This window comes from Streptomyces sp. NPDC056361 (assembly GCF_042262805.1).
Taxonomy (GTDB): domain Bacteria; phylum Actinomycetota; class Actinomycetes; order Streptomycetales; family Streptomycetaceae; genus Streptomyces.
Genome location: NZ_JBHJQI010000063.1, coordinates 1 through 23,644, shown reverse-complemented (window position 1 = coordinate 23,644; position 23,644 = coordinate 1). Strand labels below are relative to the sequence as shown.

Genomic DNA, 23,644 nt, shown 5'->3' with positions numbered 1-23,644 from the left:
ACGGGAGGCACGAACGAACGGCCCGGCTCGCCCCGGAAACGAACGAACGGCCCGGCCCCCCTCGGGGGACCGGGCCGTTCGTCGTCGTCCGTGGGATCAGGCGGCCTCGGACAGCCGTGCCGTCTCCGACCGGTTCTCCTCGCGCCGCTCACGGCGTGCCTGGCGCGCCGTGCTGCTCGGCTCCGACACCACTCCGTTGCGCTGGCGCCACACCTGACGGGTGATCCAGACGTCGAGGACACTCCACGTGGCCACGACCGTCGACGCCACCGAACTGATGGTCATCGGGAACGCCAGCCAGGCCCCGGCGACCGTGCAGTAGAACGCCACCACGGCCTGGACGAGCGTCACCGAGGTGATCATCACGGCCCGTACGGCGGCGTTCCGGACCGGATCCGGCATCCGCTGCCGGCCCTTCGTGTCCTCCACCCACAACTGACGCGCGGACCGCGCCTCGTGTTCCATTGTTCCGTCACTCCCCACCGCTGAAAGACCTCAGGGTTGGCTGCCCGTTGTGAGCGCCTTTACGCGGACAGAACCCTCCCCGTACCTATTGACGCACGACAGAGGGAAAAGGTTTCGCCCGCCCCCGGGCGAATGCCACCGGAGTTCGACCGGAACGAACAGTTCCAGCCATCCCCGCCGGTGGGAGAAATGGCACGCCATCAGGTGTCCTACGCCACAGTGGCCGATCCCAACTCCCCGAATACCAGGACAAGTCATGATCAACGCTCACTCGACAGGCTGAAAATCGCGCGGACACGCCTTCGAGATGGCCGTGATGCAGTAGTAGGCTCGCGCCGCCGTTTGTTTGAAACCGAAGGTTGACGCCGCGTGTTGACGCCGGACGTCACGAACGTGAAGGACCTCCGTGGCGCACGGGGGCCGAGCAGGGGGAGGCCATGCGCTTTCGCGGGAAGTCCATCCGCCGGAAGATCGTGGCGTTGCTCCTCGTACCGCTCATCTCCCTGACCGGCCTGTGGGGTTTCGCCACGGTCCTCACCGGCCGCGAGGCCGACCAACTCCTCGACGTGGGCTACATCGTCGAGAAGGTCGGCTACCCCCTGGAGGACACCGCACGGGTCATCCAGATCGAACGCCGCCAGTCGCTGATCTACCTCGCCGACCCCCGGGGCTCCGACGCCCTCGGCTCCCTCCGCGAGACCCGCCGGGCCACCGACCGGCAGATCGCCCGCATCCGAGCCAACGCCGCCGACCCCGGCGTACGCGACGAGATGCGGCCCGTCACCGCCCAGCGCCTCAACTCCCTCCTCGAAGCGCTCGACGGCCTCGCCTCGCTGCGCCGCTCCGTCGAGAAGCGCAGCATCGGCCGCATGCAGACCCTCGACTTCTACAACCGGCTCGTCGACCCCTGCTACAGCTTCCTCATCACCCTGCACGCCCTCGAGAACGTCGAGATGGACAAGCAGGGCCGCGCCCTCGTCGGCGTGACCCGCGCCCGCGAACTGCTCTCCCGCGAGGACGCCCTCGTCCTGTCCGCGCTCGTCGCCGACCGCGTCACCGCGCAGGAGATCCGCGCGATATCCGACCTGGTCGCCAACCGCGAGCAGTTCTACGCGGTCAACCTCGAACTCCTGCCCGCCTCCGAGCGGGAGCGCTTCGAGAAGTACTGGCGCAGCCCCGACACCCAGCCGCTGCGCACCGCCGAGAACGCGATCATCGCCGAGGGCGCCACCGACAGCCCGCGCGCCATCACGGCCGCGCGCTGGCAGGACCAGGCGAGCCCCGTCCTCGACGACCTCGCCCGCGAGAACACCGCCGCGGGCGACCGCTACCAGGACCGCGTCCAGCCCGCCGCCTACAGCGTCCTCCTCAAGGTCGGCGTGGCCGGCGTCCTCGGCTTCCTCGCGCTGCTCGCCTCCATCGTCATCTCCGTCCGCGTCGGCCGCGAACTCGTCCGCGACCTGCGGCGCCTCCAGAAGGAGGCCCAGGAGGTCTCCGGCGTGCGCCTGCCCAGCGTGATGAGGCGGCTCGCCGCCGGCGAGCAGGTCGACGTCGGCACCGAAGTGCCCCACCTGCGGTACGGGGACGACGAGGTCGGCCAGGTCGGCCAGGCCCTCAACACCCTCCAGCGCGCCGCCGTCGAAGCCGCGGTCAAGCAGGCCGACATGCGCCGCGGCGTCTCCGAGGTCTTCGTCAACCTCGCCCGCCGCAACCAGGTCCTGCTGCACCGCCAGCTGACCCTCCTCGACACGATGGAGCGGCGCACCGAGGACACCGACGAGCTGGCCGACCTGTTCCGCCTCGACCACCTCACCACCCGCATGCGCCGGCACGCCGAAGGCCTCGTCATCCTTTCCGGCGCCGCCCCCTCCCGTCAGTGGCGCAAGCCCGTCCAGCTCATGGACGTGGTCCGCGCCGCCGTCGCCGAGGTCGAGGACTACGAGCGCATCGAGGTGCGCCGACTGCCCCGCCTCGGCGTGGGCGGACCGGCCGTCGCGGACCTCACGCACCTCATCGCCGAACTCCTGGAGAACGCCACCGTGTTCTCGCCCCCGCACACCGCCGTGCAGGTGCTCGGCGAGCGGGTCGCGAACGGCTTCACCCTGGAGATCCACGACCGCGGCCTCGGCATGAACCCGGACGCCCTCCTCGACGCCAACCTGCGGCTGGCCGAGACCCCCGAGTTCGAACTCTCGGACACCGACCGCCTCGGCCTCTTCGTGGTCAGCCGGCTCGCCCAGCGCCAGAACGTCCGGGTCTCGCTCCAGACCTCCCCGTACGGGGGCACCACCGCGGTCGTCTTCATCCCGGCCGCGCTGCTCACCGACGCCCCCGAGACCCAGGGCGCCGGATTCCGGCTGGACCGCAAGTCCCTGGAGCGCGTGGACCGGCCCGAGGACGCGTCCCCCGACAGCGGCACGCTGCCGCTCCGCCGGCCGGCCCTCGCCAGGGTGCCGGACACGGCCGAGGTGCCCGGCCCGCTGGACGGCCCGGTCGAGTTGGAAGCCCCGCTCGGCAGCGACGACTTCGACGTGCTCATCGACCGGTCCGCGGACCTCCTCGACACCGAGAGCGAGCGCGGCGGCCTGTTCCGGCCCCGGGACCGGCGCCGCGGCGGACTCGCGTCGGCGAGCGAGCAGCACCAGCAGGCCCCGGACCAGACGACCCGCCGCGGCGAGGACGACGAGCCCGCCGACGGCGCCGTCGCCGGCCCCGTACCGCTGCCCCGCCGCCGGACCCCCACGCTCGTCGTGGACCACGGCCGCCGGGTCGACGAGCCGGACCGCGCCGGCGGGCCCGACCGCGCCCACCCGCTTCCGGAGCGCGCCCATCCGCTCCCCGGCCGGGCGCACCCCGACCCGGGCCGGGCGACCGAACGCCCCGGCGCCTCCCGACCGCACGCCCACGGCGGCGGTCAGGACGCCGCGACCGGCTCCGCGCGCGCCACCGGCCCCACCCTCGTCCCCGTACCCCCGCAAGGCCCCGTACCGCCGGCGGGCCTCCTGCCGGACGGGCTCGTCCCGGACGGCCTCGTGCCGCCGGAGAGCCACGACCCGTTCGGCGGGCTGCCCCGCCGGGTGCGTCAGGCGAGCCTCGCGCCGCAGCTGCGCGAGGGCGACCGCCCGGCCGACCGCGGGACGGGAGTGCGTGCCGGATCGCGTACGACCGCCGGCGACGAGCGACCCGAGTCCTTCGAGCGTGACGCCGAGGAGGTACGCGCGCGCATGGCCGCCATGCAGCGAGGCTGGCAGCGCGGGCGGCGGCACGACGCCGGCCAGGACGACCCGACAGCACCAGGAACGACACCCGAGGGGGACGGTCGATGACCGCACCGAACGCCGCAGCACACAGCACCACCTCCGGCCACGGACACGGAAACGGCGAGCTGAACTGGCTCCTCGACGAGCTCGTCCAGCGCGTCGGCTCCATCCGGAAGGCCCTGGTGCTCTCCAGCGACGGTCTCCCCACCGGCGCCTCCCAGGAGCTCACCCGGGAGGACGGCGAGCACCTGGCCGCGGTGGCCTCCGGCTTCCACAGCCTGGCCAAGGGCGTCGGCCGCCACTTCGAGGCGGGCAAGGTCCGCCAGACGGTCGTCGAGCTCGAGGACGCCTTCCTGTTCGTCACGGCGGCCGGCGACGGCAGCTGCCTGGCCGTGCTCGCGGACGCCGACTCCGACGTCGGCCAGGTCGCCTACGAGATGACGCTGATGGTGAAGCGGGTCGGGGCCCACCTCACGACGGCCCCCCGGACCGGCCTGCCCTCGGGAGGGTGAGTGGGACGGCATGAGTGACGCAGCCGAGCGGAACCAGCTGAAGCAGGGCCGGACCCCCGGCCACCACCACTGGTTCGACGACGACGCCGGGCCCGTGGTCCGTCCGTACGCGATGACCCGCGGCCGGACGAGCGCCGCCACCCGCCACCGGCTCGACCTGATCGCGGTGGTGGTGCCCGAGCCCGCCGCGGACGACCCGGGCCGGGACCAGACGCTCTCCCCGGAACACGTGGAGATCGTCGAACGCTGCTCCGAGCAGCCCCAGTCGATCGCCGAGCTCGCCGCCGGCCTCGACCTCCCCGTCGGGGTGGTCCGGGTCCTCGTAGGCGACCTCGTCGAGGACGAACTCGTCCATGTGACCCGCCCCGTTCCGCCGGCCGAGCTGCCGGACGTGAGCATTCTTCGCGAGGTGATCAATGGCCTTCGGGCGCTCTAGCCGCAAGAAGTCCTTCGTCGAACCGGTGACCCTGAAGATCCTGGTCGCGGGCGGGTTCGGGGTGGGCAAGACGACGCTGGTCGGCGCCGTCAGCGAGATCCGGCCGCTGCGGACCGAGGAGATCCTCAGCGAGGCGGGGCGTCCCGTCGACGACCTGCACGGCGTCGAGACCAAGACGACCACCACGGTCGCCATGGACTTCGGGCGGATCACCCTCCGCGAGGACCTCGTCCTGTACCTCTTCGGCACTCCGGGCCAGGACCGCTTCTGGTTCCTGTGGGACGAGCTGGCGCAGGGCGCGCTCGGCGCGGTCGTCCTGGCGGACACCCGCCGACTGGAGGACAGCTTCGCGGCCATCGACTACTTCGAGCGGCGCGGCATCCCGTTCACGGTGGCCGTCAACTGCTTCGAGGGCGCGCGGCGGTTCCCCGCCGAGAGCGTGCGGGGCGCGCTCGACCTGGACCCCGAGGTCGAGCTCCTGATGTGCGACGCGCGCGACCGCGAGTCGGTGAAGAACGTCCTCGTGGCCGTCGTCGAGCACGCCCTCGTCCTCGCCGACCGGACCCACGCGGCGGCGACGACCTGACGGGAGGCCCCCACCGGGGCCTCCTCCGCGACGAGCACCGGGCGCGCGCCCTCGGCGCACCGCCACCGCGGACCCGCGCCCGGCGCGGCCACCGCGGACCCGCGACCGTCTGCGCCCGGCGCGGCCACCGCCCGCCGCGCGCCCTCAGCGCACCGCCACCACCGCCGAGCCGTGCCCGAACAGGCCCTGGTTGGCGGTGATGCCGACCCGTGCCCCGGGCACCTGGCGGTCGCCCGCCGCGCCCCGGAGCTGCCAGGTCAGTTCGCAGACCTGGGCGATGGCCTGGGCGGGCACGGCCTCCCCGAACGAGGCGAGGCCGCCGCTGGTGTTGACGGGCAGCCGCCCGCCGAGCGCCGTGGCGCCCTCCCGGAGCAGCTTGGCGCCCTCGCCGGCCGCGCAGAGCCCGATGTCCTCGTACCACTCCAGTTCCAGGGCGGTGGACAGGTCGTACACCTCGGCGAGGGACAGGTCGTCGGGCCCGATCCCCGCCTCCTCGTACGCGGCGCGGGCGATCGACGCGCGGAAGGTGTGCGCGGCGGGGGAGACGGCCACCGCCGAGTCGGTCGCGATGTCGGGGAGGTCGAGCACCGCCTTGGGGTAGGTGGGGGAGACCGTGGACACCGCCCGCACCCGGACCGGGTCGGGGTGCCCGTGGCGCCGCGCGAACTCCATGCTGGAGAGCACCAGCGCGGCGCCGCCGTCGGAGGTCGCGCAGATGTCGAGGAGCCGCAGCGGGTCGGCGACGACGGCGGAGGCCGCGACCTCCTCGGCGGTCACCGCCTTCCGGTACCGGGCGAGCGGGTTGAGTGCCCCCGCCGCCGCGTTCTTCACCTTCACCCGGGCGAAGTCCTCGGCGGTGTCGCCGTACAGGTCCATGCGGCGGCGCGCGTAGAGCGCGAAGTACGCGGGGTTGGTCGCCCCGAGGATCCGGAACCGCAGCCAGTCCGGGTCGTCCGGGCGTTCGCCGCCCGCCGGGGCGAAGAACCCCTTGGGCGTCGAGTCCGCGCCGACGACCAGGACCACGTCCGCCAGCCCGGCGAGGATCTGCGCCCGCGCGGTCCCGATGGCCTGGGCGCCCGAGGCGCAGGCGGCGTACACGCTGGTGACGCGGGCCCCCTGCCATCCGAGCGCCTGGGCGAAGGTCGCCCCGGCCACGTAGCCCGGGTATCCGCACCGCACGGTGTCGGCGCCGACGACCGAGCCGATGTCGGACCACTCCAGACCGGCGTCGGCGAGCGCGGTGCGGGCGGCGGCCGTCCCGTACGAGACGAAGCTCCGGCCCCATTTGCCCCACGGGTGCATTCCGGCCCCGAGCACGGCGATGTCGTTCACGACCGCTCCTCCCGTCGCTCCTGTGCCACGGGCCGCCAGTTCCAGGTGGTCCAGACGTGCCGGTCGTCCTCGTTCAGGACCCCCGGCACCACCTCGACCTCCGTACCGACGGCGAGATCGGCCGTCGACACGCCGGGCGCGGCCTGCCCGAGCACCACCATCGCCTCGGCCGCCAGCTCGACCGCGACGAGGGTGTACGGCTCCCAGGGCGCCTCCGGGTCGGAGACGTAGGGGGCGGGCGGGCGGTAGCGGCCGTCGGTGTACGACCAGACCCGGCCGCGCGGCGAGAGCGGTACCTCCGCGAGCTCGCCGCCGGGGCAGCCCGGGTTGCGGCACCAGCCGTCCTCGCGCGGGAAGAAGACCGACGCACAGGCCGAGCAGCGGGTGCCGAGCAGCCGGAACTCCGCCTCCGGCACGGTGTCGTCGGTGAACCAGCCGTCCACCACCGGTCTGCGCGTCCGTGCCATCGAGGCCTCCCCGTACCACCGACCACCACTGATCTGACGAACCGTCAGGAGTGTGGCACGGGGCGGCCCCGACGCGGAAGACTCAGTGCCCGGCCACCGACCGCCTCGCCACCGGGAAGTCGAAGAACGTCGACGGGAACGGCTCCGGCTTGAACGTGAAGTGCCACCACTCCTCCGGCAGGTTCACGAAGCCCTGCTCGGCCAGCACCCCCTTGAGGAGCTGCCGGTTGGCCCGCTGGACCCCCTGGATCCGCGGGTCGTCGGTGTGCGACCGGGTGTCGAAGCAGTCGTACCCGGTCCCCATGTCCACGGAGTCGTCCGGAAACCGCTCCTCCCGGGGCGCGTAGCACTCCACCAGCCGCTCGCCCGGCACGTACGCGCGTGTGGGCACCGCCGGCAGCCGCACGACCGTCAGGTCCACCGTCGAACCCCGGCTGTGCCCCGACTTCTCCGCGATGTAACCGTCCGCGAACAGCCGGGACTTGTCGACCAGCGGATAGAACTCCCCCTTCATCCGCTCGTCCGCCAGGTCCTTCGCCCAGCGCACGAAGTGGTCGACGGCCCGCTGCGGCCGGTAGCAGTCGTACACCTTCAGCGAGTAGCCCCGGGCCAGCAGCCGCACCTGCGCGCGGTGCAGCGCCTCGGCCGCCGGCCGGGTCAGGATGCACAGCGGCTGCCGGTAGCCGTCGACCGGCTCGCCCACGAAGTTGTGCGTCGTCGTGTAGCGCATTTCCTGGATGATCGTCCGGTCCACCGAGCCCAGTGCCACGAACTCCCGTGGCGCCTTCGGCTCCGGCGCGGCGGACGCCGGGGGAGCGGGGGCCGCGACGGCGCCCGCGAGGGCGAGCAGCCCGGCCGAGGCCGTGACGGCGAGGGTGCGTAAAGCGGATGCGAGTCCTGTCATGCGCACCGTCTACCAGTTCCGGCAGCGCCGGGAAAGGCCGATCGCGTACGGTCGGGCCGTGAAGGACTCCCACTGCTCCTCCTGCGGCGCGGCCCACACCGCCGACGCCGGCTGGCCCCGCACCTGCCCGGCCTGCGGCGACACCGCCTACCGCAACCCGCTGCCCGTCGCCGTCGCCCTCCTCCCCGTCACCGACGGAGCGGGGACCGGCCTCGTCGTCATCACGCGCACCATCGAGCCCATGCGCGGCGGTACGGCCCTCCCCGGCGGCTTCATCGACCACGCCGAGGACTGGCGCGCCGCCGTCGCCCGCGAACTGCGCGAGGAGACCGGCATCACGGCCTCCGCCGCCGACGTCCGCCTGGCCGACGCCCTCAGCTCCCCCGCCGGCCACCTCCTCCTCTTCGGCCTCCTCCCGCCCCGCCCGGCCGCCGCCCTCCCGCCCTCCGTCCCCACCGACGAGACCAGCGGCCACCACGTGCTCCACTCACCGCAGGAGCTCGCCTTCCCCCTCCACACGGAGGCGGTACGCAGATGGTTCGCGGGCCGCTACGAGTGACCGCCGGCCGACGGCCCTGCCCGGGCGGCCGCCGGCCCACCACGGGCAGCCGCCGGCTCACCCCGGGCGGCCCCCGGCCCCCGGCCGAGGCCCTGGCACGTCCCAGGGCTCGAGCACGTCTCAGGTCCGGACCGCCGGCGCCCCCGCCCCACCCCGGCGCGTCCTCCAGCCGTCGAGACCCCTGACGCGCACCGGGAGCCCCGCCTCCTCCGCCCCGTCGTCCGTCACTCGCTCGACGACCACCCGGCCGTCGACGAGGCGCGACTGGTACCGCTCGATCTCGGCCGGCTCCCAGCCGTCCCCCGTGTCCCGTACGACGAGCCCGCCGCCGGTCCGCCCCGCGGCGGGCGCCCACACCTCCAGGGCGAGGCCGCCGTCCTCGCCGCGCACCGCGAGCACCGCCCCCGCGCGGGCCAGCACCGGCACCCGGGACAGCGGGGCGTCGAGCAGCACCTGCCCGGGCCCCTCGTGCACCTGCCCCGTCGCCGTGTCGTACCAGTGCCCGCGCGGCAGCCGAACCGCCCGCCGGTCGGCCCCCCGCGTCAGGACCGGCGCCACCAGCAGCGAGTCGCCGAGCAGGAAGGCGTCCTCGCAGTCCCGCAGCAGCCGGTCCTCCGGCGTCCCCCACCACAGCGGCCGCACGTACGGCGCACCCGTCATCCGCGCGAGCCGGGCGAGCGTCTCGAAGTACGGCCGCAGCCGCTCCCGTTCGGCCAGCGCCACGCGCGCGTGCTCCAGGACCTCGGGCCCGAACTCCCACGGCTCGCGCCGCCCCGCGTCGATCGCCGCGTGCGTGCGGAACAGCGGCAGCCACGCCCCCAGCTGGTACCAGCGCAGGAACAGCTCCGGCGACGGGCTCCCGTCGAAACCGCCCACGTCGGGCCCCGAGTACGGCACCCCGCACAGTCCGAGCCCCAGGACCAGGGAGAGCGAGGCCCGCAGCCCCGGCCACCCCGTCGACACGTCGCCCGACCAGGTGCCCCCGAACCGCTGCATGCCGGCCCAGCCCGAACGCGAGAAGAGGAACGGCCGCTCATCGGGCCGCAGTGCGCGCAGCCCCTCGTACCCGGCGCGGGCCATCGCGAGCCCGTACACGTTGTGCGCCTCCCGGTGGTCACCGCCCCGCCCGTCCAGGGCGTGCCGCGCCGAACGGGGCAGCGTCGGGTCACCGAAGGGCATGAACGACACGGGCTCGTTCATGTCGTGCCAGACGCCCGAGAACCCCTGCCGCAGCCGCTCCTCGTACAGCCCGCCCCACCACTCCCGTACCGCCGGATCGGTGAAGTCCGGATACGCGCACGTGCCCGGCCACACCTCGCCGTGGACCTCCCTGCCCCGCCCGTCCCGCACGAACGCCCCGGCCGCCCGCCCCTCCTCGTACACCGCGTTCCCCGGCTCGGCCGGCACCGCCGGGTCCACGATCGACACCAGCCGCACGCCCTGCTCCCGCAGCTCCGCCGCGAGCCCGGGCAGATCGGGGAACCGCTCCCGGTCCACCGTGAACACCCGGTGCCCGTCGTAGTGATCGATGTCCAGATGCACGGCGGACAGCGGAAGACCCCGCTCCCGGTACCCGGCGACCACCCGCCGCACCTCGCCCGCGCTGCCGAACCCCCAGCGCGCGTGCTGCGGGCCGAGCGCCCAGGACGGCGGCAGCGCGGGCGCGCCCGTCAGCGCCGCCCAGCCGTGCAGCACGCGCGCGGGGGTGCCGACCACCACCCAGCAGCGCAGCGGCCCGCCGGCCATCCGCACCTCGACGCTCCCCGGCCGGTCGTGGCCCGAGCCGTCCCCCTCCTCGCCCTCGGCCAGCGTGACCCGGCCCTCCCAGGAGTTGTCGTGGAACGCCAGGTGCGTGCCGGCGTCCGAGACCACGAACTGCACCGGCATCGTGATGTACAGCGGATCGTCGCCCGGCCCGAAGCGCCCCTTGGGGTCCGTGTTCCACAGCCGGTACGAGCCGTCCCGCAGCCGCGGCCCCGCCGACCGCCCGCCGAGCCCGAAGAACCGCGCGTCCGCCGGCACCTCACTGCGCTGCACCCACCGCGCGTCCGCCCCTTCGGGCCGCTCGCCCTCCCCGCCGGCCACCGGCTCCCACCAGCGCGGCGGCAGGTCCCGCCGCAGCATCACCCCACCGGGCGTGCGGATCTCCACCGCCCCGTGCCGGGACACCGCGACCGTCACCCGCTCGGACACGATCCGCCACCCGCCGTCCGTGTCCGGCTCCAGCGAGGCCCGCGGATCGGGCTCCGGCGCCCCGGCGGCGACGGCGTACGAGGGCAGGGGCCCGGCCCCGTCCCAACCCCAGAACACGGTGCCGCCCGCCGACACGCAGATCCGCAGCGAGGACCGGGCGAACCGGACGGTTCCCCCGCCCGGCCCCGCCTCCGCCTCCACCGCGAGCCCCGGCACGCGCGCCCGCTCCGCCCCCCGCGGCGGCAACCCCCACGCGTCCGCACGGTGCCGCCGCCACGCGGCCCGTACCGTCCGCAACCCCTGTACCGAACCGAACACCTTGATCGAACGCACCAGTCCACGACCGTCCATGACGATCACCCTGCCACCCACCTGGGGCGATACAAGCTTCGTTCAACTTCCGTTCACCCATGGTGGGAGCACATATTCAACTGGCCGACCATGGGCGGCCAGCCCTGGTGCGAAAGACGATCACATGGCATCGTCCTGTCAGCCGCGTCACGCGCACACCCCAGCACGTGCGCCCGACACACGCCGACCCCGCGTACAGCCAGGGAGCCACCCGATGACATCAGCCCAGACCGATCCGCTCTGGCAGCCGGACGACGAACGCATCGCCTCGGCTGCCGTCACCCGCTTCCAGTCCTGGGCGGCCGAACACCACGGCGCCCCGGCCGAGGGCGGCTACCCGGCGCTCCACCGCTGGTCGGTCGACGAGCTCGAAGCCTTCTGGCGGGCGATCGCCGAATGGTTCGACATCCGCTTCGCCACCCCGTACGAGCGGGTCCTCGGCGACCGCGCGATGCCCGGTGCCGAATGGTTCCCCGGAGCCACCCTCAACTACGCCGAGCACGCCCTGCGCGCCGCGGACGAGCGCCCCCACGACACCGCGCTGCTCCATGTGGACGAGACACACGACCCCGCGCCGACCACCTGGGCCGAGCTCCGCCGCCAGGTCGCCTCCCTCGCCGCCGAGCTGCGCGCCCTCGACGTACGCCCGGGCGACCGCGTCAGCGGCTACCTGCCCAACGTCCCGCAGTCCGTCGTGGCCCTGCTCGCCACCGCCGCCGTCGGCGCCGTGTGGACGTCCTGCGCCCCGGACTTCGGCGCCCGCAGCGTCCTCGACCGCTTCCAGCAGGTCGAGCCGGTCGTCCTCTTCACCGTCGACGGCTACCGCTACGGCGGCAAGGAGCACGACCGCCGCGACACCGTCGCCGAACTGCGGGCCGAGCTCCCCACCCTCCGGGCCGTCGTCCACATCCCGCTCCTGGGCACCCCGGCCCCCGAGGGGACCCTCGCCTGGGACGACCTCGTCGCCGCCGACGTCGAGCCGGTCTACGAGCAGGTGCCGTTCGCGCACCCCCTGTGGGTCCTGTACTCCTCCGGCACCACCGGCCTGCCCAAGGCGATCGTCCAGTCCCAGGGCGGCATCCTCGTCGAGCACGTCAAGCAGCTGGGCCTGCACTGCGACCTCGGCCCCGACGACGTGTTCTTCTGGTACACCTCCACCGGCTGGATGATGTGGAACTTCCTCGTCTCCGGCCTCCTCACCGGCACCACCGTCGTCCTCTACGACGGCAGCCCCGGCTACCCCGACACCGCCGCCCAGTGGCGCGTCGCCGAACGCACCCGCGCCACCTTCTACGGCACCTCCGCCGCCTACGTGATGGCCTGCGCCAAGGCGGACGTCCACCCGGGCCGCGACTTCGACCTCTCGGCCGTGAAGTGCGTCGCCACCACCGGCTCGCCGCTGCCCCCCGACGGCTTCCGCTGGCTCCACGACGAAGTCCGCGACAACCTCTGGATCGCCTCCGTCAGCGGCGGCACGGACGTCTGCTCCTGCTTCGCCGGCGCCGTCCCCACCCTCCCGGTCCACATCGGCGAGCTCCAGGCCGCCGGCCTCGGCACCGACCTCCAGTCCTGGGACCCGTCCGGCAAGCCCCTCATCGGCGAGGTCGGCGAACTGGTCGTCACCAACCCCATGCCGTCCATGCCGATCCACTTCTGGAACGACCCCGACGGCAGCCGCTACCGCGACAGCTACTTCGAGATGTTCCCGGGCGTCTGGCGCCACGGCGACTGGATCACGATCACCGACCACGGCTCGGTCGTCATCCACGGCCGCTCCGACTCCACCCTCAACCGGCAGGGCGTCCGGATGGGGAGCGCCGATATCTACGAGGCCGTCGAACGCCTCCCGGAGATCCGCGAGTCCCTCGTCATCGGCCTGGAGGAGCCGGACGGCGGCTACTGGATGCCGCTCTTCGTCCACCTCGTCGACGGCGCCACCCTCGACGACGAGCTGATCGGCCGCATCAAGCGCACGATCCGCACCGAACTCTCCCCGCGCCACGTCCCCGACGAGATCATCGAGGTCCCCGGCGTCCCCCACACCCTCACGGGCAAGCGCATCGAGGTCCCGGTCAAGCGCCTCCTCCAGGGCACCCCCCTGGCCAAGGCCGTCAACGCCGGCTCCGTCGACGACCTCGGCCTCCTCCACTTCTACGAGTCCCTCGCGGCCAACCGCCGGGGCTAGGTCCAGTCCGGAAGGTCCCGCCCGGCTCGGACCTTCCGGCAGATCGGGGTCCGACAGGCCCTGGCCGCTCCCGCCCACGACCAGGGGCCCGCCGATCCGACCGGATCAGCGGGCCCCCGGCCGTACGGGCCGACCCTTCCGGCCGACCCGCCCGGCCCTTCGGGTCAACTCCTCACGTCAACCCCTCACGCCAACTCCCTCGGGCAGCTCTCCGGTGGCCTCGGCGGCAGCCTTGACCAGCACCGCCGAGACCCCGAGCACCGTCCCCGCGCGCCCGGCCGACGTGTCCTCCGTGAGCACGGTCCGCTCCCCGAGGAACGCGGACGTCCTCCGGTCGAAGATCCACTGGGTCTGCTCGCCGCGGGCGGTACGGGCCACGGCGACGCCCTCGCGCCCGGCCGCGTCCCGCGCGGACGGCAGCACGGTCACGCCGGGGATCCGCGCCGCCGCCCCGTACAGCGCGGCGGTGACCTTCGGCGGGGCCCAGGTCTCCGCGAGCAGGGTCCCGATCGCGGTGAACGCACGCTGATCGGCGTCGCCGCCACCCGCGCGCGTGCCGTCCTGGACGAGCCGCAGCAGCACGTCCGGATCGGTGGGGAGGGCCGCCACGTACGCGTGCGTCGGGTTCGTCACCGAGGGCGGCGCCGTCGCGAGGGCGGTCTTCCGGGGAGTGGCCCCGCGGTGGTCGAGCTCGTACACGGGCAGCTCCGCGCCGAGCGGGGAGTCGGCGGCCCCGGGCTCGCGCAGCAGTCCGGGCCGGCTGCCGTCGGCGGAGAGCCACACCTCACGCCGGTGCGCCGGCGGCAGCGCGGCGCGCCCGCCGTCCGCACCGCGCCCCGCGTAGGCGACGAGGCTGCGGATGTACACGTAACCGCCGGGCCCGGCGTCCGGCGCGGGCGCCGCCGCCGCGGCGAGCGCCGCTCCGGACAGGACCCGCACGGCGTCGGGAGACGCCGACTCCCCGGCCGACACCCGTCCGGGGGAGGACCCGGCCGGCGCCTCGCCCGGCGCGAGCACGACGACACCCGCGATCACCGCACAGGCGACCGCCGGCGCGGCGATCCAGCCGCGCCCGAGCCCGCGCCGTTGACGGGCGGCGCGGACCGGCCGGGTACCCGCGCCGTCCCCGCCCTCCAGGGCGGTCCGCAGGACGGCGTACCTGAGGTCCCGCTCCCGCTCCGCCGTCAGGTCGGGCACCGGCGGCGGGGGCAGCAACTCCGTGAGCTCGGAACGCAGAAGGTCGTCCGCGTCGGCGTGCGTCGTGCGGGGCGTGAAGGCGTTCATGCCTGGTTCTCCGTGGTCGGTCGGGGCGCGAGGGCCGGTCGGACGGTCGAGCGGACGGCGACGGACCCGACGAAGGGTGCGGTACCGGATCCGGGCGTCGGCCCGGGTACATCGAGGTGGCCGGGCCCGGATCCGGGCAGGCCCCCGGGCACTGCCCCGGGTACGTCGAGCAGGTCGGGCCCGGGGCCGGGCAACACCCCGACGCTTGCGGAAGGCTCGCGCTCGGATGCGGTTCCTTCGGGGACTGCCGCGGCGCGGACCACGCCGCCCGGCCCCGAGGCGGGACCGCCGACCGTGGCGCCGCGCGCGGCCGGCCGCCTGCCCGAGCGCACCGCGACGGCCGCAGACCGCTCCCGCCGCCGCGCCGCGCGCAATTCCGCTTCGGCGAGCTTCCGGAGCCGCTCGCGGGCCCGGGACAGCCGGGACCGCACGGTTCCGACGGGGACGCCGAGCGCCTCCCCGGCGGCCGCGTAGTCGAGGCCGGCCCACACCACGAGGGTGAAGACCTCCCGCTCACGCCGCCGGAGCCGACCGAGCGCGACGCGGGCCGCCCGTACCTGCTCCCCGTCCGTCATCCGCGCGAGGACGTCGTCGGCGAAGTCCGGCAGGACGCCCCGCTCCGGGAGCCTGGCCAGCGCCGCGTCCCGCCGGCGCGCCTCCCGCGCGGCCCCGCGCATGATGTTGGTGGCGATGCCGAGCAGCCAGGGACGCAGGCTCCCGCCGTCGGCGTGCACCCGGTCGCGGCAGCGCCAGGCCTCCAGGAACGCGGCGGAGACGACGTCCTCCGCGGCCGCCCGGTCCCCGCACACCCGGTAGGCGTAGTGGTACAGCACGCGAGCGTGCTCGTCGTACGCCTCGCCGAGCGCCGAGGGGTCCCCGGCGCGGAAACGATCTCTCATAGGTGATTCCACATCTGGCACTGGGCGCCGGTTCGTCCGGGTTCCCGTGACCTGGGCCACACACCGTGCCGATGTGGCCCAGGTCACGGGAACGCCCGGCCCGCCGTGAGCAGTGCTGAGCATGAACGATCACTGGAACGCACTCCGTACGACCCCGACCCGGACCCCGGCCACGAGCTCCGGCCGCACGACCCCCGGCGCGAGCCGCCGCACGGTCCTGCGCACCCTGGCCGTCGCCACCGTCCTCGCCGGAACGACCCTCTCCGCACTGCCCCCGAACGCCGTGGCGGCGACCGGGACCCCCGAGACGTACACCCTGACGATCCGGCACCTCGACCGCACCGGCGCCGCCACCGGCGGCTACCTCACCCACGTCACCGGCATCTCGGGCCCCGGAGCCGCCGAGGAGGCCGCGCCCTACGACGCGTCCGGCACGGTCACCGTCCGCCTGCCCAAGGGCCGCTACCTGCTCGACTCCACGCTGAACGGCCCCGCCCCGGCCACCGGCACCGACTGGGTCGTCCAGCCCCGCCTGGACCTGACCGGCGACACGACCGTGACCGTCGACGCCCGTACGACCGCGCCGGTGGACGTCCGCCCGCCGGACCAGGCCGCCCGCTACCTGAACAGCATCGGCGTCGTCGAGGTCACCCACGAGGGCACGACCCGCTCCGCGAACGTCATGGTGGCGCGCGACGGACTGCGCGTGGCGCACCTCGGCCCCGCCGCCGAGTCCGGCTCGGTCAAGGAATGGTTCGACACCTACTGGTCCGGCGCGAGCGCCGACTACGCACTCGGCTACACCTTCACCTCCGGCCGCGCCCTGACCGGCCTCGTCAAGCGCCCCGCCACCGCCGACCTGGCCACCGTCAAGATCCGCGGAGCCGCCCCCGACGGATCGACCGACAGCGGGTTCGTCTCGATCCAGCCCAGCGCCGGCCCCACGATCGGCCTGGCCTCCCCCCTCAAGCCGCTCGACACGGCGACCGTCCTCGTGACCCCCGAGCGCGGCCGATGGGACGTCACCTACTCCGGCCCCGCCGGGCCCGAGACGCCGCCCAACCGCTACTCCGCCGACGGGATCGCCGTACGCGCCGGCGCCACCACCACCCACACCTTCGGCAACGCCGTCTTCGGCCCCGCCCTCGCCGGCACGCCCGGCGCCCGACCGGCGGGGGTCCGCGACGGCGACACCCTCGCGCTCGACATCCCCCTGCTCGCCGACGGCGACGGCCACGCCCCGAGCGCTCCCCGCTTCCACGGCGCCACCACCACGCTCCACCGCGACGGCGTCCTGATCGGCACCCGGCAGGGCGACCCCGGCCAGGCGCGGTTCACCACCACGCCCGGCCGCGCCGCGTACCGGCTCACCGCCACGGCGACCCACGGCAGCGGCCCGAGCGCCGGCGGCCGCGTCACCGCGTCCTGGACCTTCGCCTCGGCCGCCACCTCCGGCGCCACCGAACTCCCGCTCAGCACCGTCCGCTTCGCCCCGGAGCTCGCCCTCGACGGCACCGCCCCGGCCGGCACCCTCGTCCGCGTCCCGGTCGCCGTCGAAGGCGCGGCCGCCACGACCGGCGTGCGTTCCCTGACCGTGTCGATGTCGACCGACCTCGGCGCCACCTGGACCCGCGTCCCCGTCCTCGACGGCCAGGTGGGCTTCCGCACCCCCGCCGCCGGCCGGACCGTCTCGCTCCGCGCCGAACTCACCGACACGAACGGCAACACGCTCACCCAGACCCTGCGCAACGCCTACCGCACCCGCTGAACCGCACCGCGCCCTGACGCGCGCGGACGCTCCGGGGAAGGAACGGACCTTCCCCGGAGCATCCGCGCGTCACCGGCGGGCACGTCACCCGCCGTACGTCGCCTGCGCGTCCCCGAGCACCTCCGCGAAGTCCGCCGCGAGGCGCACCGCGTCCGCCGGTGCGAGCGTCGCCGTCGTGATCCGTACCGCGGGCGGCGCCGCGATCCGGAACCGCGCGCCCGCCGCGACCCACCAGCCCTGCGTCCGCAGCCCGTTCACCACCGCCGACTCGTCCCGCACGGGGACCCACACGTTCAGCCCGCTGGCGCCGACGGCCCGGATCCCGTGCGCGCCGAGCGCGCCGATCAGCGCCGCCCGCCGCTCCCCGTACGCCGTCTCGCCCGCCGCCACCAGCTCGCGTACGGCCGGGTCGGCGAACAGGCCGGCCACCGTCTCCTGGAGCACGTGGCTGACCCAGCCCGACGTCATCAGCATCCGTCCGTCGTGGCGCGCCGTCGTGACCGCGTCGCACGCGACCCCGGCCCACCGCAGGTCGATGCCCAGGTGCTTCGACACGGTCCGCACCTGCGCCCACCGGTCGAGCCCCGCCGCCGCGAGCGTGTGGGCCGCGGCCCCGCCGACCTCCGCGTTGTGGTCGTCCTCGACGACGAGCACCTCGGGGAACTCCCTCAGCACCGCCACCAGTTCGTCCCTCCGCGACCGCGTGAAGAACGCCCCGGTCGGGCACTGGCCCCGCGGGCTGCACACCACCGCGCGCACCCCTGCCCGCAGCGCCGTCCGCAGCGCGTCCGGTACGAGCCCCTCGGCGTCGACCGCCACCGGGACGATCCGCAGCCCGAGCGCGGGCACCAGGTCGAGCAGGTGGTGGAAACCGGGATCCTCCATGGCCACCGCGTCACCGGGCCGCAGCTCCGTCGACAGGAGTCGCGCGATGCAGTCGAGCGCGCCGTGCGCGAACGTCACGTGCTCCGCGGGCACCCCGTCCCGCTCGAACCACTTCCGGGTCAGGTCCTCCAGGACGGGCAGGCGCGGCGCCGCGCGATGGGACCCGTACACGGGGGAGACGACCGACGGCGGCCGCAGTACGGGCAGGAAGGCGGGATCCGGATGGCCGCCGGCCAGGTCCACGAGACCGCCGGGCACGCGCGGCGGACGCCGGGACGCCACCGACGGCACCTCCGCCACCACCGTCCCGCCCCGGCCGCGGGTGACGATCAGCCCCCGCTGCCGCAGCTCCTTGTAGGCCGTCGCCACCGTCCCCGGACTCACCCCCAGCATGTCGGCGAGCCGTCGCACGGGAGGCAGGGCGTCCCCCGGCGCGAGCCCCCCTTCGGCCACGCCCCGCTCGACGGACGCGGCGATCCCCTTGGCTGTCGTGCCCTCGATCGCATATTGTGCTGCCACGTAACTGATTATGTATCAATACAAAAGAATGCGCAAGGGGGACCCATGAGCCGCACCACCCACCCGCCCCGCCCACCCTTCAGGGACCGCATCCCCGGAGGCCGCGACGGACGCCGCATGCTCGTCATCGGCTTCATCGACAAGTGCGGCAGCGGACTCTGGTCCACGGCCATGGCGCTCTACTTCACCTACGTCACCGGCCTCGGCCTCGCCCAGGTCGGCCTCCTCGTCGCCCTCTCCGGCGCCGCCGGCATCGCCGGCGCACCCCTCGGCGGCCGACTCGCCGACCGCTTCCCCCTCGTCCGCGTCATCATCTGCACCCAACTGCTGCGCGCCGCGGCCCTCCTCTCCCTCCTCACCACCGACGACTACCTCCTCCTCGTCCTCCTCTCCGCCGCCGGCGCCCTCCCCGACCGCGCCACCAACGTCCTCACCAAGCTGTACGCGGCCCGGGTCGCCGGCCCCGACCGCGTCCGCTACCAGGCCATCAACCGCACCACCTCCAACATCGGCTGGACCCTCGGCGGGCTCGGCGCCGCGGCCGCCCTCGCCGTCGGCTCCACCACCGCCTTCCAGCTCCTGCTCGTCGGAGACGCCCTCTCCTACCTGGTGATGGCCGCCCTCACCCTCCGCTGCGCCGAACCGCCCTCCCCGACCCCCTCCCGCGTCGCCGCCGCCTCCACCGACGCGCCCCCCACCGCCAAGCGCTCCAACCCCTGGCGCGACCGGGGCTTCCTCGCCTTCACCGCGGGGGAGTCCGTCTTCTTCCTCCACGACTCGATCCTCCAGGTCGCCCTCCCGCTCTGGATCGTCCACGCCACCGACGCCCCCGTCGGCCTCGCACCCCTCCTGATGGTCCTCAACAGCGCCCTCGTCGTGGTCTTCCAGGTCCCGCTCTCCCGCTACGGCGGCACCACCGCCGCGGCCCGCCGCCTCTTCACCCCGCTCGCGGTCCTCTTCGCCGCCGGCACCCTCTGCCTCGCCGTCTCCCCGCTCGGCGGCCCCACCCTCGCCGTCACCGCCCTGGTCGCCGCCGCCGTCGTCCTCACCTTCGCCGAGATGATCCACACCATCGCGTCCTGGGAGATCTCCATCGCCCTCGCACCCGACGACGCGCAGGGCGCCTACCTCGGCGTCCACGGCCTCGCCCAGTCCACCCAGCGCTTCGCCGGCCCCCTCGTCGTGACCGGCCTCATCTCCGCCGGCCCCCTCGCCTGGCCCTTCCTCGGCGCCGCCCTCGTCGCCACCTGCGCCGCACAGCACCGCCTGGTCGGCCGACGCCTCACCGAACCGTCACTGTCAGTGGCGAAGGTTACGGTGAGTGAGCACTGATCGGACCGTCACCAGGGGGAGACATGACCCGGACCGGCACCACCACGACCCACCTCCGCCGCGCCCTGCGCCGCGAGGTCCCCAGCACCGTCGGCCTCCTCGCCGACGAGCACGACTTCACGGCCATGCGCCGCTACCGCACCTTCGCCTTCGACGACCACTCCACCTACCTCCAGCAGGTCGAGGCCCTCCTCAAGACCCTCGCCGGCCAGGGCGGCCACACCACCGTCACCCTCTTCGACCCCGAGGAGTACGCGGCCTGGTGCACCGAGACCGCCCTCGACCCCGACCACCCCACCAGCCGCAGCCGCTTCACCGCCCACCTCGCCGCCACCGGCGCCCGCGTCACCTATACGGGGCAGCCCCTCACCACCCTCCTCCCCGAGCTCGTCGCCGCCGCCGTCCGCCACGCCACCTGGCAGTACGCCACCACCGTCCTCGCCACCGCGGGCCCCTGCGCCGACTGCGGCGAGGACATCGGCCGCGCCGCCTTCGAGCGGGCCGACCGCCTGCTCGGACGACTCCTGGAAGCCGCCGGACCCGGCATCCACCACCTCGTCTGCAGCGTCCCCGCCGCCGACGACCAACTCCTCGCCGTCCTCCACGCCCACGGCACCACCCGACCGGACGACTCCACCGCCACCGAGTTCACCGCCGTCCTCGCCGCCGGCATCGCCCTCGCCGCACCCGCGGGACTCGTCCTCCGCACCGCCACCCCCGACGCCCCCGACCACCTCCACGGCTGGCGCCTCACGGACGGCACCCTCACCCCACTCACCGAAGCCGAGGTCTTCACCGCCTACTGCACCGACGCCCGCACCGGCGAACCCCTCTCCCCGGAACCGGGAGTCGCCTACCGCGCAGGCTTCCCCCTCACCCCCGACCCCGACGACGACCACCCCTTCCACCACTGAGCCCGCACACGCCGAAGGGGCCTCCCGTCACCCACATGACGGAAAGCCCCTTCGCTCCATGCCGGACGCCCGGGATCACTCCCCGGACAGCACCGCCTGCGCGGCGATCCGCGCGTCGTGCGCCGTGTCCGCCGCACGCGCCGCGGCCGCGGCCCGCTCGCACTGGGCCAGCGTGTACTTGGCCAGCGTCGCCCGCACGTACGGGATCGACGCCGCACCCATGGACAGGGAGGTGACCCCCAGACCCGTCAGCACACAGGCGAGCAGCGGATCCGAGGCGGCCTCGCCACAGACACCGCAGCTCTTGCCCTCGGCCTTCGCCGCCTCGGCGGACAGCGCCACCAGGTCGAGCAGCGCCGGCTGCCACGGGTCCTGCAGCCGGGACACCGCACCGACCTGACGGTCGGCCGCGAAGGTGTACTGCGCCAGGTCGTTGGTGCCCAGCGACAGGAACTCGACCTCTTGCAGGATCGAGCGCGCCCGCAGCGCGGCCGAGGGAATCTCGACCATCGCACCGAACTTCGCCCGCAGCCCCGCCTCACGGCACGCGTCGGCGAACGCCTTCGCGTCCGTACGGTCGGCCACCATCGGCGCCATGACCTCGAGGTACACCGGCAGCCCCTCGGCCGCCTTCGCCAGCGCGGTCAGCTGCGTCCGCAGCACGTCCGGGTGGTCGAGCAGCGACCGCAGACCCCGCACACCGAGCGCCGGGTTCGGCTCGTCCGCCGGCGTCAGGAAGTCCAGCGGCTTGTCCGCACCCGCGTCGAGCACCCGCACGACCACACGGCCCTCGGGGAACGCCTCGAGCACCTTGCGGTAGGCCTCGATCTGCTTCTCCTCGGACGGCGCCTTCTTGCTGTCGTCCAGGAAGAGGAACTCCGTACGGAACAGACCGACACCCTCGGCACCGGCCTCCACCGCCGCCGGCACGTCCGCCGGACCACCGACGTTGGCCAGCAGCGGCACCTTGTGCCCGTCCGACGTCGCACCCGGACCGCTGGACGTCGCCAGCGCGGCCTTCCGTGCGGCGGCGGCCTCGGTCAGCTCCGCCTTCTTCTCCTCGCTCGGGTCCACGAACAGCTCACCCGTGGAACCGTCGACCGCGATGAGCGTGCCCTCGGCCAGCTCACCCGCACCGGGCAGCGCCACGATGGCCGGCACGCCGAGCGCCCGCGCCAGAATCGCGCTGTGGCTGGTCGGCCCGCCCTCCTCCGTCACGAACCCGAGCACCAGCGTCGGGTCGAGCAGCGCGGTGTCGGCGGGAGCCAGGTCCCGCGCGATCAGCACGTACGGCTCGTCGCTGTCCGGCACACCCGGCATCGGCACGCCCAGCAGCCGCGCGACGATCCGGTTCCGCACGTCGTCGAGGTCGGCGACCCGCCCGGCCATGTACTCACCGGCACCCGCCAGCAGCTCGCGATAGTGCGAGAAGGCGTCGTAGATACCGCGCTCGGCCGTGCTGCCGACCGCGATCCGGCGGTCGACGTCGGCGATGAGCTCCGGGTCCTGGGCGATCATCGCCTGGGCCTCCAGCACCGCCTGGGCCTCGCCACCGGCCAGGTTGCCCCGGGCATTGAGGTCCGCGGCCACAGCCTCCACGGCCTGACGGGCGCGCCCCTGTTCGCGCTCCGCCTCATCGGCCGGAATCTGCTTGGCCGGCGGCTCAAGGACCGCCGTGCCCATGTGCCGGACCTCGCCGATCGCCACCCCGTGGCTGACGCCGACGCCTCGCAGCGTTGTCTCCATCTCACCCGTCTCCGATTGAGCGACGGCCCCGGCCGCCGCGTTGAATGTCGAACTCGCGGTCGTCACCAGGACGAACCGGCTCAGTTCCAGCCGAAGAGCTGGTCGCCGGGCTTCACGTCGGCGTCTTCGACGACATCGACGAGCGAGTCCGCAGTGGCCTCCAGGGCCACGATCGGGCAGATGGGGGACTTGCCGGCGGCCTCGACCGCGGCCGGGTTCCAGCGCACGACGGCCTGTCCGCGCGTCACGGTGTCACCCTTGTTCACGAGGAGCTCGAAGCCCTCCCCGTTGAGCTGGACGGTGTCGATGCCCAGATGGATCAGCACACCGTGTCCCTGATCGTCGACGACGACGAAGGCGTGCGGGTGCATGGAGACGATCACCCCGTCAATAGGGGACACCGCCTCCGAAGGCTCGCGCACGGGATCGATGGCGGTACCCGGACCGACCATCGCACCGGAGAAGACCGGGTCGGGAACTGCGGAGAGACCGATGGCGCGTCCAACAAGCGGCGACGTCACGGTTGTCATGGGAAGCCTCCCAGGGGCGGAGATTGTGTGGCGCCGTCACTACCTGTCCTGGACGGCGTACTGTTCTGAAGCGTAAGTCATAAGAAGTCCCGGTTCCGCCCGAGACGTACCAGTTGGGCGGAGCTAGGGACCACCAGCGACGATTTGCCTCTACTGACGGTGGGATGTACTGTCGTACTCCTGCCTGACCCCAACGCGGCCTTGAGTCGCGGGTCGGCAGCACCTATCAAGCCAGATCCTAACCCCAGTGGTCTACACCTCTGCATGCTCGCGGAGGACGTGGTCAGCGGGACCGAGAAAGCCTGGTAATGTTTGACCCCGCCGGGAACGGGAAAAGCGAAAGCCAATTCCAATCCCAGCAGCCCGCTCCAGCGGGTGGCAGAAACGGAAATCGGATCTGCTAAGCTGGAAACACGAAATACCGAAGGAAGCGCCCGGAGGGCCTGGAAACAGGAACGAAGGAAGCGTCCGCACCTTGAGAACTCAACAGCGTGCCAAAAATCAACGCCAGATTAGT

Annotated in this window: 19 protein-coding genes; 9 read left to right on the top strand and 10 right to left on the bottom strand. The window is 73.9% G+C overall.

Annotated features, from left to right (window positions below; all coding sequences use genetic code 11):
- Positions 1-96: 96 nt before the first annotated feature.
- The gene (locus ACFCY7_RS21290) at positions 97-465 is read right to left on the bottom strand and encodes a hypothetical protein (protein ID WP_376487356.1); all 369 of its coding nucleotides are present in this window, start codon (positions 463-465) and stop codon (positions 97-99) included.
- 437 nt (positions 466-902) lie between these two features.
- On the opposite strand from ACFCY7_RS21290, the gene ACFCY7_RS21285 reads away from it, so the two are divergent.
- The 4 genes from ACFCY7_RS21285 to ACFCY7_RS21270 are packed head-to-tail and all read left to right on the top strand — an operon-like array spanning position 903 to position 5,259.
- Entirely contained in the window at positions 903-3,791 is a 2,889-nt protein-coding gene (locus tag ACFCY7_RS21285; RefSeq protein WP_376487355.1) for a nitrate- and nitrite sensing domain-containing protein, read from the top strand.
- Complete coding sequence (locus ACFCY7_RS21280) at positions 3,788-4,237, top strand: roadblock/LC7 domain-containing protein (RefSeq protein WP_367827815.1); 450 nt, start codon at positions 3,788-3,790, stop codon at positions 4,235-4,237. The genes ACFCY7_RS21285 and ACFCY7_RS21280 overlap by 4 nt, the downstream gene beginning before the upstream one ends.
- 10 nt (positions 4,238-4,247) lie before the next feature.
- Positions 4,248-4,673: a DUF742 domain-containing protein gene (locus ACFCY7_RS21275; protein ID WP_367827814.1), complete on the top strand. Its 426-nt coding sequence runs from the start codon at positions 4,248-4,250 to the stop codon at positions 4,671-4,673.
- Positions 4,654-5,259: an ATP/GTP-binding protein gene (locus tag ACFCY7_RS21270; protein WP_376487352.1), complete on the top strand. Its 606-nt coding sequence runs from the start codon at positions 4,654-4,656 to the stop codon at positions 5,257-5,259. The genes ACFCY7_RS21275 and ACFCY7_RS21270 overlap by 20 nt, the downstream gene beginning before the upstream one ends.
- Positions 5,260-5,403: 144 nt before the next feature.
- Here ACFCY7_RS21270 and ACFCY7_RS21265 read toward each other — a convergent pair whose 3' ends face one another.
- The 3 genes from ACFCY7_RS21265 to ACFCY7_RS21255 all read right to left on the bottom strand — a co-directional run bounded on the left by ACFCY7_RS21265 (position 5,404) and on the right by ACFCY7_RS21255 (position 7,962).
- Entirely contained in the window at positions 5,404-6,561 is a 1,158-nt protein-coding gene (locus ACFCY7_RS21265) for a lipid-transfer protein (protein WP_376487381.1), read from the bottom strand.
- 26 nt (positions 6,562-6,587) lie between these two features.
- A complete protein-coding gene (locus ACFCY7_RS21260; protein ID WP_376487351.1) occupies positions 6,588-7,058 on the bottom strand; it encodes a Zn-ribbon domain-containing OB-fold protein in 471 nt (156 codons plus the stop codon).
- An 82-nt stretch (positions 7,059-7,140) separates the two neighbouring features.
- Positions 7,141-7,962, bottom strand: coding sequence for a M15 family metallopeptidase (locus tag ACFCY7_RS21255; protein WP_376487349.1), 822 nt, complete (start codon positions 7,960-7,962; stop codon positions 7,141-7,143).
- On the opposite strand from ACFCY7_RS21255, the gene ACFCY7_RS21250 reads away from it, so the two are divergent.
- On the top strand, positions 7,961-8,521 hold the full coding sequence (locus ACFCY7_RS21250; protein WP_376487348.1) for an NUDIX domain-containing protein: 561 nt from the start codon (positions 7,961-7,963) through the stop codon (positions 8,519-8,521). The two genes, ACFCY7_RS21255 and ACFCY7_RS21250, sit on opposite strands and share 2 nt — an antisense overlap.
- 120 nt (positions 8,522-8,641) lie before the next feature.
- Here ACFCY7_RS21250 and ACFCY7_RS21245 read toward each other — a convergent pair whose 3' ends face one another.
- Positions 8,642-11,065: a glycoside hydrolase family 31 protein gene (locus ACFCY7_RS21245; protein ID WP_376487346.1), complete on the bottom strand. Its 2,424-nt coding sequence runs from the start codon at positions 11,063-11,065 to the stop codon at positions 8,642-8,644.
- Between the two features lie 214 nt (positions 11,066-11,279).
- On the opposite strand from ACFCY7_RS21245, the gene ACFCY7_RS21240 reads away from it, so the two are divergent.
- On the top strand, positions 11,280-13,250 hold the full coding sequence (locus tag ACFCY7_RS21240) for an acetoacetate--CoA ligase (protein WP_376487344.1): 1,971 nt from the start codon (positions 11,280-11,282) through the stop codon (positions 13,248-13,250).
- Between the two features lie 177 nt (positions 13,251-13,427).
- Here ACFCY7_RS21240 and ACFCY7_RS21235 read toward each other — a convergent pair whose 3' ends face one another.
- Positions 13,428-14,534: a CU044_5270 family protein gene (locus tag ACFCY7_RS21235; RefSeq protein WP_376487342.1), complete on the bottom strand. Its 1,107-nt coding sequence runs from the start codon at positions 14,532-14,534 to the stop codon at positions 13,428-13,430.
- Positions 14,531-15,433: an RNA polymerase sigma factor gene (locus tag ACFCY7_RS21230; protein WP_376487340.1), complete on the bottom strand. Its 903-nt coding sequence runs from the start codon at positions 15,431-15,433 to the stop codon at positions 14,531-14,533. Before ACFCY7_RS21230 ends, ACFCY7_RS21235 begins: the two co-directional genes overlap by 4 nt.
- 121 nt (positions 15,434-15,554) lie before the next feature.
- On the opposite strand from ACFCY7_RS21230, the gene ACFCY7_RS21225 reads away from it, so the two are divergent.
- Complete coding sequence (locus tag ACFCY7_RS21225; protein ID WP_376487339.1) at positions 15,555-17,201, top strand: serine protease; 1,647 nt, start codon at positions 15,555-15,557, stop codon at positions 17,199-17,201.
- An 84-nt stretch (positions 17,202-17,285) separates the two neighbouring features.
- On the opposite strand, the gene ACFCY7_RS21220 is transcribed toward ACFCY7_RS21225, so the two are convergent.
- Positions 17,286-18,605, bottom strand: coding sequence for an aminotransferase class I/II-fold pyridoxal phosphate-dependent enzyme (locus tag ACFCY7_RS21220; RefSeq protein WP_376487338.1), 1,320 nt, complete (start codon positions 18,603-18,605; stop codon positions 17,286-17,288).
- A 45-nt stretch (positions 18,606-18,650) separates the two neighbouring features.
- Here ACFCY7_RS21220 and ACFCY7_RS21215 point away from each other — a divergent pair, with 45 nt between their 5' ends.
- Complete coding sequence (locus ACFCY7_RS21215; RefSeq protein WP_376487336.1) at positions 18,651-19,937, top strand: MFS transporter; 1,287 nt, start codon at positions 18,651-18,653, stop codon at positions 19,935-19,937.
- A 23-nt stretch (positions 19,938-19,960) separates the two neighbouring features.
- The gene (locus ACFCY7_RS21210; RefSeq protein WP_376487335.1) at positions 19,961-20,851 is read left to right on the top strand and encodes a hypothetical protein; all 891 of its coding nucleotides are present in this window, start codon (positions 19,961-19,963) and stop codon (positions 20,849-20,851) included.
- A 75-nt stretch (positions 20,852-20,926) separates the two neighbouring features.
- Here the strand turns inward: ACFCY7_RS21210 and ptsP are convergent, their stop codons facing one another.
- Both ptsP and ACFCY7_RS21200 read right to left on the bottom strand, forming a co-directional pair.
- Positions 20,927-22,597, bottom strand: a complete 1,671-nt coding sequence (gene ptsP / locus ACFCY7_RS21205; protein ID WP_376487333.1) for a phosphoenolpyruvate--protein phosphotransferase — start codon at positions 22,595-22,597, stop codon at positions 20,927-20,929.
- An 80-nt stretch (positions 22,598-22,677) separates the two neighbouring features.
- Entirely contained in the window at positions 22,678-23,127 is a 450-nt protein-coding gene (locus ACFCY7_RS21200) for a PTS glucose transporter subunit IIA (protein WP_376487332.1), read from the bottom strand.
- Positions 23,128-23,644 lie beyond the last annotated feature (517 nt).